This window comes from Microbacterium sp. 71-36, from assembly GCF_001898305.1.
Lineage (GTDB): Bacteria > Actinomycetota > Actinomycetes > Actinomycetales > Microbacteriaceae > Microbacterium.
Genome location: NZ_MKTP01000001.1, coordinates 613,788 through 626,815, shown reverse-complemented (window position 1 = coordinate 626,815; position 13,028 = coordinate 613,788). Strand labels below are relative to the sequence as shown.

At 72.7% G+C, this 13,028-nt stretch carries 6 protein-coding genes; 4 read left to right on the top strand and 2 right to left on the bottom strand.

Annotation, left to right across the window (positions count from 1 at the left end):
- The first annotated feature begins 127 nt into the window (after positions 1–127).
- Together BGO45_RS03140 and BGO45_RS03135 are read left to right on the top strand one after the other, a co-directional pair.
- Entirely contained in the window at positions 128–3,343 is a 3,216-nt protein-coding gene (locus BGO45_RS03140) for an ATP-dependent DNA helicase (RefSeq protein WP_292692837.1), read from the top strand.
- Positions 3,340–6,627, top strand: a complete 3,288-nt coding sequence (locus tag BGO45_RS03135; protein WP_292690855.1) for an ATP-dependent DNA helicase — start codon at positions 3,340–3,342, stop codon at positions 6,625–6,627. Before BGO45_RS03140 ends, BGO45_RS03135 begins: the two co-directional genes overlap by 4 nt.
- A 56-nt stretch (positions 6,628–6,683) precedes the next feature.
- Here BGO45_RS03135 and BGO45_RS03130 read toward each other — a convergent pair whose 3' ends face one another.
- Positions 6,684–8,078, bottom strand: a complete 1,395-nt coding sequence (locus BGO45_RS03130; RefSeq protein WP_292690852.1) for a phosphotransferase — start codon at positions 8,076–8,078, stop codon at positions 6,684–6,686.
- A 64-nt stretch (positions 8,079–8,142) separates the two neighbouring features.
- Here BGO45_RS03130 and nudC point away from each other — a divergent pair, with 64 nt between their 5' ends.
- Together nudC and BGO45_RS03120 are read left to right on the top strand one after the other, a co-directional pair.
- Entirely contained in the window at positions 8,143–9,054 is a 912-nt protein-coding gene (gene nudC / locus BGO45_RS03125; protein ID WP_292690850.1) for an NAD(+) diphosphatase, read from the top strand.
- Positions 9,051–10,823, top strand: a complete 1,773-nt coding sequence (locus BGO45_RS03120; protein ID WP_292690848.1) for an ATP-dependent helicase — start codon at positions 9,051–9,053, stop codon at positions 10,821–10,823. The genes nudC and BGO45_RS03120 overlap by 4 nt, the downstream gene beginning before the upstream one ends.
- A 740-nt stretch (positions 10,824–11,563) precedes the next feature.
- Here the strand turns inward: BGO45_RS03120 and BGO45_RS03115 are convergent.
- Positions 11,564–12,976, bottom strand: coding sequence for a zinc-dependent metalloprotease (locus BGO45_RS03115; RefSeq protein ID WP_292690846.1), 1,413 nt, complete (start codon positions 12,974–12,976; stop codon positions 11,564–11,566).
- Between the last annotated feature and the right edge of the window lie 52 nt (positions 12,977–13,028).

Genomic DNA, 13,028 nt, shown 5'->3' with positions numbered 1-13,028 from the left:
CCCGGCGCGATGATCCGACTCTACGACACGTGCGGAGGGGCGTTCCCCGCCCGCGGCCCGGCTTCGCGGACGGCGAACGGGGCGGGTCGCGGGGTCGGTGTCGGAGGCCGCGGCTAGCGTGGATGACATGCAGGATCCGGATGCCGCCACTCTCGCCCGAAGGGGTCGGGAAGCCCCGACGGTCGGCGCGGGTGTCATCCTGCAGGTGCCCGATGACCGGTGGTCCGCGCGGCCGCTCGACGAGGCGGAACTCGATCCCGAACAGCGCGTCGTCGTCGACTGGGCGCCCGAGGCCGGCGGCGCGGTCGTCGGCGCTCCGGGCTCGGGGAAGACGTCGACCCTGCTCGCCCGCGTGCGCGCCCTCGTCGCCCGCGGCGTCGACCCCGATCACCTCCTCGTGCTCACACCGACACGCCCGGCGGCGACGGCCCTGCGCGATCGTCTCGCCCTCGCGGTCGGGCGGGCGACGGCGGGGGCGGTCGCGCGATCCGTGGCCTCCTTCGCGTTCCAGCTCGTCCGCGGTGCCGAGGTCCGGCGCGGGGCCGAGCCGCCGCAGCTGCTGACCGGCGGCGACGAAGACCAGATCATCCGCGAACTCCTCGACGGTGACGCCATCGACGAGGCCGAAGGCCGTTCGCGGTGGCCCGAGTGGCTCGGGCCGGCGATCCGCGGAACCCGGGGCTTCCGTGGTGACCTGCGCGCGTTCCTGGCCGAATGCACCGACCTCGGGATCGGGCCGGACGATCTGTCCGACCTGGCGGCGCAGCACGCCATCCCGGTGTGGGCGGCGGTCGGCTCCTTCGCGGCCGAGTACCGTGCGGTGCGCGCGCAGATGCGCGGGGCTCATCGTGACGCCGCCGATCTGGCGCGGGAAGCCGTCGCCGTCCTCGATGCCGCCGCGATCGACCGCGAGCTCCTCGGCCGCTTCGGCTCGATCCGCTGCATCCTCGTCGACGATGCGCAGGAACTCACCTCCGGCGCCGTCGATCTCCTGCGGGCCTGCCGGGCGCGGGGGATGGGCGTCGTCGCGTTCGGTGACCCCGACGTGGGATCGGGAGCGTTCCGCGGTGCGACGCCCGAGAACTTCGCACGGCTCGCGGCCGAGCTCGGAACCCTCACGGCCCTGGGCGAGCCCCATCGCGGAACCGCCGAGCAGATCGACCTCGTGCGCAGTGTCGCGGCGCGCATCGGCGCGGCCGGGGTGGTCGCCCACCGTCGCGCGCCGTCCGGTGCCGCCGCGGAGGGGTCGGTTCGCACCTACCTGTTGCGCTCTCCCGCCGAAGAGGCGGACGCGATCGCCCGCCTGCTGCGCGAACGGCACGTCCTCGACGGTGTGCCGTGGAGTTCCTGCGCGGTCATCGCCCACGACTCTCGTCAGGTCGCCGCCCTCGAGGCCGAGCTCGGCGCGCGCGAAGTGCCGGCGCGCGCGAGCGGGCCCGGTCTGGCGCTCGGTGCCCAGCGCACCGTGCGCGACCTCGTCGCGCTGGTCGAACTCGGCATGCGCGACCCCGAGAGCTGGACCCCGGATGCCGTCCTCGACACGCTCCTCGGCACCTACGGCGGTCTCGACCCGATCGAGCTCCGGCGTCTCCGTGCCGCACTGCGGCAGGAGGAGCTGGCCGCCGGGGGGACGCGCTCCGCGGCCGAACTGCTCATGTCGGGTCTTCGGTATCCGCTCGAGTTCGCCACGATCGACACCCGCGAGGCCCGTCGCGCGATCCGAGTGGGCGAGACGCTCGCGGCGCTGCGGGCCCAGGCCGCGCAGCGTGCCACCGCGCACGAGCTGCTGTGGACCGCGTGGGAGCGCAGCGGTCTCTCCCGTCCGTGGCGCGAGGCCTCGCGCGGGCACGGGCCGCTCGCGGAGCAGGCCGATCGCGACCTCGACGCGATCGTGGCGCTCTTCCAGGCCGCGAAGCGTTTCACCGAGCGAGAACCCGACGGCGAAGCGGCCGTCTTCCTGCGGTCGGTCCTCGACAGCGACGTCGCGGAAGACCGGATCGAGCAGCCCGCGGTCATCGACACCGTGCGCGTGCTCACGCCGGCGGCGGCCGCGGGAACCGCGTTCGACACGGTCGTCATCGCCGGTGTCCAAGAGGGGGTGTGGCCGAACACGCGGCTGCGCGGCGGGCTTCTCGAGACCTGGCGCCTCGCCGACGCGGTGCACTTCCCCGATCTTCCCGCCCCGGGGATGCTCGACCGTCGTCGGTCGGCGATGCACGACGAGCTGCGTCTGTTCGTGCGCGCACTGTCGCGCGCGCATACGCGCCTCATCGTGACCGCGGTCGACGACGACGACACCGGGCCGAGCGTGCTCTTCGAGATGCTGCCGACACCGGAGCCCGCGGCATCCGTGCCCGAGCACCCGCTCTCGCTCCGCGGTCTGGTGGCGCGTCACCGCCGCACGCTGACGTCGCCTCGCTCGCCGATCCGGGAACGGAGCCACGCGGCGGGGCAGCTCGCGTTGCTGGCGGCCGCCGAAGTCGCGGGCGCCGCGCCCGAGCAGTGGTACGGGGTGGCCGCTCCGAGCTCCACGGCGCCGTTGCGCGACCTGGAACGCGAAGACGTCCGCGTCTCGCCGTCACGGCTGCATGCCCTCGAGCAGTGCGAGCTGGATTGGGTCATCGGCGACCTCGGCGGCGACCGGAGCGGGACGACCGCGGGCGTCGGCACGATCATCCACGCCGCCCTCGAGACCGCGACGGACGGTTCGGAACAGGCCCTGTGGGACGTGGTCGAACAGCGGTGGGGCGAACTCGTCTTCGACGCCGCCTGGCGCGAGCGGGCGGAACGCGTCCGGGCTCGCGAGCTCATCCGACGGCTCGCTCTCTATCTGCGTCGGTTCGATGATGCGGGTGGCCGGCTCGTCGGCGCCGAGCGTCACTTCGAGGTCGCGATCCCGATCGCCGATGCGGGGGAGCACGGAGCGGTCCTCAGCGGCGACATCGACCGAGTGGAGATCACGCCCCGCGGGGAGGTCGTGATCGTCGACCTCAAAACGGGGAAGAGCGAACCCCAGACCGACGCGAAAGTCGCCGACAACCCGCAGCTGGCGGCCTATCAGCTCGCGTTCTCGTCCGGCGCCATCGAGCAGGTGGCCGGGATGCCGGCCGGTGGGGCGAAGCTGCTCGTGCTGCGTCCGACCGCCGCGACGAAGGACTACGCCGAGCCGCATCAGCCGCCGTTCGACGACGACGCTCGCGCTCACTTCGTCGAGCGCGTGCAGCACGCGGTCGGAGTCATGCGCGGCCACCGCTTCGCCGCCCCGTACGAGGTGCACTGCCGCGACGAGTTCTCGTTCGGTCTGTGTCGTATCCACACCGTGTCGGCGGTGAGTGCTTCGTGACCGCGCTGTTGTCCGCTGCGACGATCGCGGCCGCGCTCGGCCAGTTCCCTCCGACCGCGGAACAGACGTCGGTGATCGAAGCGCCGCTTGCGCCGGCGCTCGTGGTCGCGGGTGCGGGAAGCGGCAAGACCGAGACCATGGCGGGACGCGTGGTCTGGCTCGTGGCCAACGGGCTCGTCCGCCGCGATGAGGTGCTGGGGCTCACCTTCACCCGCAAGGCTGCCGGAGAACTCGCCGAGCGCATCCACCGGCGACTCCACCGGCTGTCCGAGTTCGAGGCGCGGGGATTGCTGCCTCGACTGGCCGCCCTGCACGCCGAGGGGCGCCTCGCGATATTCGCCGAGCTGGCCAAGGTCGACGGCGCTCGCGGCGACGCGGAGCGGCGGCGGGTGCTCGACGACCTCGCCCGCGAATGCGGTGTCGACGAAGAAGCCACGGGCGACGACGACCAGCTGCTGCACCGCCCGACGGTGTCCACCTACAACAGCTTCGCCGACTCGATCGTGCGCGAGCACGGCCTCCGCATCGGCCGCGATTCCGAGGCGGCCGTGCTGTCGGAATCCGCGGCGTGGCTCCTCATGCGCCGGGTCGTCTTCACCTCGGACGACCCGCGGCTGGAGGAGCGGCAGGAGTCCCCGCGCACGCTGATCGACGCGGCTCTCCGCATCGCCCGGGACAGCGTGGACAACCTCGTCGATCTCGAGCGGCTCGCCGCGTTCCCGTCCGAATTCGGTCGCATCGTGGAGCGGCCGTCCACGTCCTCCCGCGTCGGCGTGTACAAAGACGTCGCGGATGCGGCATCCCGGGTCTCGGCTCTGGGACTGCTGGCCGAACTGGCCTCGGCCTATGACTGGGAGAAGGCGCGGCTGGGCGTCATGGACTTCGCCGACCAGGTCGCCGGCGCCCTGCGGATCGTGCGCGAGCACCCGCCGGTCGTCGAGGAACTGCGGTCGCGGTTCCGCGTCATCCTGCTCGATGAGTATCAGGACACGTCGGTCGTGCAGACCGATCTGCTCTCGACCCTGTTCGGCGGGACGGGGGTCATGGCGGTCGGCGATCCCCATCAAGCCATCTACGCGTGGCGCGGCGCGAGCGCCGGAAACCTCGGCGGGTTCCCGGCCGCGTTCGTGCCGAGCGGGGGATGCCGGACTTTCTCGCTGCGCACGAGCTGGCGGAACAGTGCGCGCGTGCTGACGGCGGCGAACGCCGTTCTCGCGCCGCTCGCGAGCCGGTCGCCCGTCGCCGTCGAGGAGCTCCTCTCCCGCCCGGGTGCCCCCGACGGTCGGGTGGAAGCGATCTTCGAGCGTGACCTCGACAGTGAGGCCGACCGTGTCGCCGCATGGTTCGCCGGAGTGCGCGCGGCGCGCGCCGCACAGGATCGCACGACGACCGGTGCCGTGCTGTTCCGCAGCAAGAAACACATGGTCCGCTTCGGCGACGCCCTCGGACGGCGGGGCATCCCGCACCGTATCCTCGGGCTCGGGGGACTGTTGACCACCCCCGAGGTCGTCGACGTCGTCTCCGCGCTGCGTGTCATCAGCGACCCCGAGGCGGGGTCGGCGCTCATCCGACTGCTGTCGGGCCCGCGCTGGTCGATCGGTCTCGCCGACCTTCGCGCCCTGGCCCAGCTCGCACGCCGACTCGCGACCCACGACGTCTCGCTGCAGCCGCTCGCGCCGGAGGTGGTGGAGCGCCTGCGCTCGACCCCGGGGGCCGATCGTGCCTCCCTCGTCGATGCACTCGACTTCGTCGCGCGACAAACCGACGGTCACGGGTGGCTCGCCGACTTCACCGAAGAGGGACGTGCACGTCTCCGGGAGGCCGGCGCGGTTTTCGCGGGCCTCCGCCGCACCATCGGCGCACCCATTCCCGAGCTCATCCGCCTCATCGAGGCGGAGTTGCGGCTCGACATCGAGCTGGCGGCGAACGAGTCGCGCGGACCGGTCCGGATCGCCTCGGCACAGCTCCGCGCCTTCGTCGACGAGATCCGCGGCTTCCTCGCCGCGGACGAGTCCGGATCGGTGACGAGCCTGCTCGCCTGGCTCGACCACGCCGAGCAGGCGGATGAGTTCGCGCCGCGCACCGAGCCCCCCGAGGACGACGTCGTCCAACTGCTCACGATCCACGGGTCGAAGGGCTTGGAGTGGGACGCCGTCGCGGTCGTGCGCCTCGTCACCGACGAGCTCCCCTCGCTCGCCCGCGACACCAAGGGCTGGTTGGGCTTCGGCATCCTTCCGTCGGAGTTCCGCGGCGATTCCGCCTGGCTGCCCGCCCTGGGGTGGCGGGGCGCGGAGACCCAGCAAGACCTGAAAGCGGCCATCGAGGCGTTCGTCGAGGCGAACCGGGCGCGGCAGCTCGACGAGGATCGTCGCCTCGCGTACGTCGCGTTCACCCGTGCCCGCGACCACCTGCTCCTGTCCGGATCGAGCTGGTCGGGCACGAAGCGCCCGCGCACACCGAGCGTGTTCCTCGAGGAGGCGACCGGCGCGCTCGGCCTGGTTCTCGCCGTCGGCGACCCTGGCGACGATCCGTACGACGGTGAGCGGCGGCTGATGCACTGGCCCCTCGACCCGCTCGGTGCACGCAGAACCGCGGTGACCGCGGCCGTCGATGACGTGAACGCCGCCCGTGCGCGCCCTCCGTCCGATCCTGACCCCGACCTCGAACTCCTTCTGGCCGAGAGAGCCGACCGTCTGCGTCCGACGCACGCGCCCGCCCCCACGCGCATCCCGGCGTCGAGGTTCAAGGATTTCGTCGCCGACTACGGCGCCGCTGTGGAGGAGCTGCGTCGACCGTTGCCGGAACGGCCGTACCGCCAGACCCGGCTGGGGACCCTGTTCCACGCGTGGGTCGAAAAACGATCCGGCCTCGTCGGTGCCGGTGCGGGACTCGATGACACCGGCCTCTGGGACGACGATGACGAGGGGGCGTCGGCAGCCGACACGGAGGAGCTGCAGCGGCTGAGGGAGATCTTCGAGAGATCGGAGTGGGCGGGGCTGCAGCCGCTCGAGGTCGAGACGGAGATCGACTTCGTGACGACGCGGCTCGACGGACGTCCGCACGTCGTCATCTGCAAGCTGGATGCCGTCTACCGCCGAGGGGATCGCTACGAGATCGTCGACTGGAAGACCGGTCGACCGCCGACGACCGAGGCCGAACGCCGCTCGCGCATGCTGCAGCTCGAGCTGTACCGCGAGGCGTACCACGCCAAGCACGGTGTCCCGTTCGACCGTATCGACGTCACGCTCTTCTACGTCGGCGACGAGTTGGTGCTGCGCGGCTGAGAGGCCGCGCTCCGAGTAGAGGTGGCGCGGCGCGCCGAAGCGACCGACGGTCGCGCTCAGGCCTCGTCGCGGTCGACGCCCCATCGGCGGAGTGCGGCGCGGCTGGCGCGCGCGGCATCCTCTTCGTCGTCGACGGCGTCGTGAAGGTTGGTGTCATCCGTCGGCTCGCCCGTCGACGGCGCTGCGAGCACGTCGTCGTCGGGAGGGGTCGACGGTCCGGTGGCGGTCCCCGGCGACGCGGTCGGCGTCCACCCGTCCAGGTCGATCGGCGCGGTCGGGCCCGGTTCCTCCGAGCCGTCGCTCACGCCGAACTCCGTCTCGATGCCGCGCGCTTCTCGCGACCGGGCATCCGCGAGCGCGGCGGCAGCCGCCTCCCGGTCGCGTTCGGCCGACAGATACAGCGAGAGGGCCTCGGGGTCGTAGGCGTCGGTCTGCATCGACGTGTCCACGGCGGTGGCGGCCGTCGGGGGGACCTTCTCCACCAGGGCGAGCGCCTCGTCGATGTCCGACCGGCTCGACGCGACGATGTGATCGCCGCGCACCCCGTCGGCGAGCGCCTCGAGCAGGGCGACGGCGTCGGCGACGACCTCGGACTCGCCGGCGTCGTGCCCGTGCACGAGCCACTTCGCGAACTCCAGTTCGGCGTAGAGGCGGGCCCGCTCGCGCAGGAGCGGGTCGGGGGAGCGCTCACCCGAGGCCGCGTATCCGTCGTACACATCGTCGATCGCGGTGGGGGCGGAGGCGAGCCAGCGGAGGTCCACGGCGGGGTCGCCGACACTGAGTCCCGACCAGTCGAGGATGCCGCTGACCTGCGGTACCCCGTCAGGGTCGTCGACGAGGAGGATCGAGGCGCTGGTGGCGCCGCCGAGCACGACGGCGGATTCGAATCGCCACAAATCGGATTCGTGGAGGGCGCGCCGCCACCGCATCATCAGGCCGTCGGGCACTCTGCCGGTCGCGTCGGCGCGGTCGAGGAGTCGCTCGACGTCGTCGCGGACCTGCTCGGGCGCGCGGACCGGCAGCCCGTCGGTGCGGACGACGGAGACGGGAAGGGCGTGGACGGCCGCGAGCGCGCCGCCGATGGCGGGCGCGTAGCCCGGGCCCTTCGGCAGTTCGCCCGGATCGATGCGGTACCCGTCGACGACGTCCACGACCAGGACGCGGTTCTCACCGGAGCCGTTCTCACCGATGACCTCGGGCGCGGCGAAGGGCAGGAGCGCACGGACTCCCGACGTCAGGGCGTGCAAGGCGCGGGACTCGGCGGCGAGGTCGGCTGCCGTCTCCGCGCTCGACGGCATCCGCACGACGACGCTGCGTCCGTCGGCGAGCGAGAGGAGCGCCGAATCGAAGCGCCCGGCGGAGTTCTCGGTGAGCGAAGCGACGCCCGTCACGCCGATACCGGGCAGGGCCGCCGTCGCGGACGCGGCTAGAGTGAGGGGCGAGCGTGCCATGCCCCCAGGGTAGGTCGGTCGCTCGCCCGATCCCCCCTCGCCACGCCCTTGAGAGAGGTGTTCGATGCTGCTGCCCGTTCCCGCGGTTCCCGGTCCCTGGCCCGGTGGAGCACTCGACCGTGCCGGGGCGGAGCGCGATGCCGACGACCTCATCGGCACGATCCGGGCGGCATCCGACACGAGGGTCCTGGCCGTTCTCGGCGATGCAGCCCCTGTCGCGGACGAGCGCCTCCTGCTTCTGGGAGTGGCGGATCTGCCCTCGGTGCGCGAGTGGGCGTTCCTCGGGCGGTCGGCCGACGGCGCCGCGCTGCTGCTGGCGGTCGTCGAGGAGGAACCGGCCGCGGCCGCGGCCGCCGGTGCCCGGTGGGCGCCGCTCCGCTCGGTCGGAGGTGACCTGCCCGCCGATGAAGCGGAGATCCTCGGGACGGCCGTCGCCCTTTCGGGTTGGCTGCGCGATGCGGGCTTCTGCCCGGCCTGCGGCACGCGCACGATCCTTCGCCAGGCCGGATGGTCGCGACACTGCCCCCACTGCGGCCGCGAGCACTTCCCGCGCACCGACCCGGCGGTCATCGTGCTCGTGTCGTCCGCCGACGATCCCGACCGGGTGCTCCTCGGCGCCAACGCGGCGTGGGGCGGCAGCAGGTATTCGTGCTTCGCCGGGTTCGCCGAGGCCGGAGAGTCGTTGGAGACCACCGTGTCCCGCGAGGTGTGGGAGGAATCCGGAGTCCGCCTCGAGGCGATCCGGTATCGCGGTTCGCAGGTGTGGCCGTACCCCCGTTCCCTCATGCTCGGGTTCCGGGCACGCGCCGTCCGCGACGACGAGGCCCGCCCCGACGGGGAGGAGATCGTCGAGGTGCGGTGGTTCGATCGGGCGGAGATCGGCGCGGCGTTGCGCGGCGAGACGGCCGTGCAGCTCCCTGGAGCGGCATCCATCGCCCATCGGCTGATCGACGAGTGGTACCGGGGGATCGAATGAGCGTCGATCCCCTGAGCGGGCTCGACGAGCACCAGCTCGAGGCGGCGCGGGTGCTGCGGGGGCCGGTCTGCGTCCTGGCCGGCGCCGGCACGGGCAAGACGCGGGTCATCACGCGGCGTATCGCGCACGGCGTCGACACCGGGGCCTACTCCCCGCAGCGAGTGATGGCGGTCACGTTCACGGCCAAGGCGGCGGGGGAGATGCGCGGGCGACTGCGCGCGCTCGGAGTCACGGGGGTGTCGGCGCGCACGTTCCACGCGGCCGCGTTGGCGCAGGTGAACTTCTTCTGGCCGACGCTCGCCGGCGACCAGGCCCCGACCATCATCGACAACAAGGTCCGGATGCTCGCCCACGCCGCCGACGGCGTCGGACTCGCTCCCGACACCGCGACCCTGCGCGACGTCGCGGGCGAGATCGAGTGGCGGAAGGTCACGATGCGCTCGATCGAGCAGTATGCGGCCGAGCGGCCGAGCGGCGTCGGACGGCTCACCGTCGATCAGGTCGTCGCTCTGCAGCGCGCGTACGAGAAGCTCAAGGACGAGCGTCGGCAGATGGACTTCGAGGACGTCCTGCTGACGTGCGCGGGCATGATCGAGGCCGAGCCACGGGTCGCGGCGGCCGTGCGGGAGCAGTACCGCCACTTCACGGTGGACGAGTACCAGGATGTGTCGCCGCTGCAGAACCGCCTGCTCGAGCTCTGGCTCGGCGATCGGCGCGACCTCTGCGTGGTCGGGGACGCCAGCCAGACGATTTACTCGTTCACCGGAGCCGATGCGCGATACCTCCTCGAGTTCGACCGCACGCACGAGGATGCGCGGGTCGTACGTCTCGAACGCAACTACCGCTCCACGGCAGCCGTGCTCGCCGTCGCGAACGACCTCATGCGGGGTCGGCCGGGTGCCCTCGAACTCGTCGCCGCCGCGCCGCAGGATTCTCCCGCGTCGCACGAGGCGCCGGTGCCGACGGTGCGTGCGTTCGATGACGAGGAAGCGGAGGCCGAAGGCGTCGCCGCGGCCATCGCCGCGGCCGTCCGTGGGGGAACCGACCCGCGCGACATCGCGGTGCTGTACCGGTCGCACGCGCAGTCGGCGGTCCTGCTGAGCGCCCTGGCGAAGCAGTCGCTGGCCGCGACGGTGCTCGGCGGTCGGAAGTTCTTCGATCTGCCCGAGGTGCGTCAAGCGCTGATGGCGTTGCGCGCCGCGTCGGTCGCGCCGCTGGACACGGGGTTCCTCGCCACCGTGCGCGATGTGCTGCGCAGCGTCGGCCTCACCGATGAGCCGCCCGCCGCGGGCGGAGCGCTCCGCGATGCGTGGGAGGCGCGTGCGGCGCTTCTGCGACTGGCGGAAGAGGCCCCGGAGGGAACGGATCTGCGCGCGTTCACCGACGATCTTCAGGCACGCGCCAAGGATCAGCACGAGCCGGCCACTCGGACGGTCACGCTCGCGACTCTCCACGCGGCCAAGGGTCTGGAGTGGGATCACGTCCACCTCGTCGGGGTGAGCGAAGGGCTTCTCCCGATCTCATACGCCCAGACCTTCGAGGCTGTGGACGAGGAGCGGCGGCTCGCGTACGTCGGTGTCACGCGAGCCGCGCGAACGTTGTCGGTGAGCTGGTCGCGCGGGCGAGGGCGATCGGAGCGGTCGCCGTCGCGATTCCTCCGAGAGATCGGCAGCGGCAGTCTGCGCTCGGCCGATGCGTTCGCCAGGCCCGCTGGAGCGAGTCGACGCGCAGGTGCAGGGACCGCGACACGGGGCCGATCGGACCGCTGAGCACGTGTCGCGCCGCCCGGCCCGCCTCGGCGGCGAGCGCGACGTCGACGTCGGGTCTGGGGCGCGCGAGCAGCTGCGCGGCGATGAGGGGCCACGCGGGGTCCTCGTCGCGGAGCGTGGCGTCCAGGCAGCTCAGACACGCCGTCGTTCCCGGCGCGATCACGGGGCCGATGGTCGCGGCGGAGCCGTCGAGGACCAGCGGCAGGTGCACGATGTCGTGGCGCATCAGGTCGACCGCCCGCCGCGGATCCACCCGGTGGGCGGCCAGCAGCAGCACCCGGGAGCCGGCGGGCACACGATGCGTGGCGGGACCCGCCCAGTCGATGCGCGGCGTGCGGGCCGGGAGGGCGGCCAGGACCGCGCGCACCGCCGCGGCGGGCAGATCGTCGGCCACCTGGACGATGAGCGGCGCCGTCCGGCGCCGGTGGACCAGCGCCGAGGAGAGATGCGACACGAGATCGTCGGCGTCGCGATCACGCCCGCCGTGCAGACGCACCAGCGCGCGGAGCGCCGAGCGCGTCGTCCCGGCCTCGAGCGCGGTCAGGGCGGCATCCGTCCACCGGTCACGGCGCGACAGCTGCGCCCGTGCGGGGAAGCCGAACTGCACGGTGCCGTCGTGGCGCCAGAGCGGGGGAGCAGAGGGGTCGAGTCGGATCATGCCCCGATGATGACGCGGTCCCGGGGCGCCGGAAGGGTTGTCCCCAGGGCCGCCGTCACGTGGGGCCCCTGGGGAGGAGGGATCAGACCGGGCGCTGGTCGTCGGGCGTCGCGTCGTCGTCGCCCTCGCCGCGACCCGGGGCCTCGGTCTCGTCCTCGCCGGACGCGGCCGCCGTCTCCTCGGCGATGAGCTGCGCGAGCGCATCGTCCATGGCGTCCGACGGCGCGGCCTCACCGCGCGACGCGGCGGTCAGTCGTGCCACGAGACCCGCCGGGTCGTCGATGTCCTCGGCGGTCGGCATGAGGTCGGGGTAGTCCCACAGCGCATCGCGCCCCGCCACGCCGACGGCGTCGGTGACCGCGCGCCACATCGCCGCGGCTTCGCGCATGCGACGCGGTCGCAGCTCGAGCCCGACGAGCGAACCCAAGGCCTGCTCGGCGGGGCCTCCGACGGCACGGCGACGGCGCACGGCCTCTGCGATCCGAACCGCCGAGGGGAGCCGCGAGGTCGCGTCCTCCGTGACCACGTCGACCCAGCCCTCGATGGTCGCGAGCAGGTTCTCGAGCCGCGTGAGTGCGGCCGTCTGCTCCTCGGACCGCTGAGGGAGGAGCGCGCCGCTCTCCAGGGCGCTGCGCAGCTCCTCAGGCTGTGACGGGTCGAACCGCGACGCCAGTTCCTCCAGAGCGTCGGTGTCGACCCGGATGCCGTGGGCGAACTCCCGCACCTGTGAGATGACGTGCAGGCGCAGCCAGCGGGCGTGGCGGAACAGACGGGCGTGCGCCAGCTCGCGCGTCGCGAGGTACAGCGCCAGCTGGTCGTCGGGGATCTCGAGGTCGCGCCCGAAGTCGGCGAAGTTCTGCGGCAGGATCGCCGCGTCTCCGTCGGGCATGACCGGGATGCCGACATCGCCGCCGCCGACGACTTCGGTGGAGAGGCGTCCGACGACGTGACCGAGCTGGGTCGCGAACAGGGAGCCGCCCACGGTGCGCATGAGGCGGCCCGCTCCGGCGATCAGATCCTGCATGTCGTCGGGCGCCTGCTGCCCGAGCGCGTCGGTGAGCGCGTCGGCGATGCTGGTGGCCACCGGCTCGGCCAGTTCCTGCCAGACCGGCAGTGTGGCGGACACCCACGCGCCGCGGGTCACGGCCTTCGGCGGGCGCGGGAGGTCGCCGATCGTGGTGGCCTCGCCGAGCCAGAGGGCGGCGAGCGAGAACGCGTGATCGAGGTCGGTGCGCTCGCCCGCGGTCACCCCCAGACCGTCCTGGTTCGCGATGTGCAGCGCCTGACGCTCGGCCAGGCTCCAGTCGATGCCGTCCTGTGTCTGGGAGAACGCGCCCTGCAACTGGTTCATGACCGCCTGCATCATGGCCGGGTCGATCTGCATCCCGGACAGACGCGAGAGCTCCGCGGCGTCCAGGCCAGAGGTGTCGCCCGACATCAGGCGCCGCAGGAGCTCCTGGAACTCCTCTTCGGGGTTCCGGTCGTCGTCTGCCACTTCAGCCGCCTTTCAGCCGGGTCAAGGGGAACGGCATCTACGCTAGTCGCAC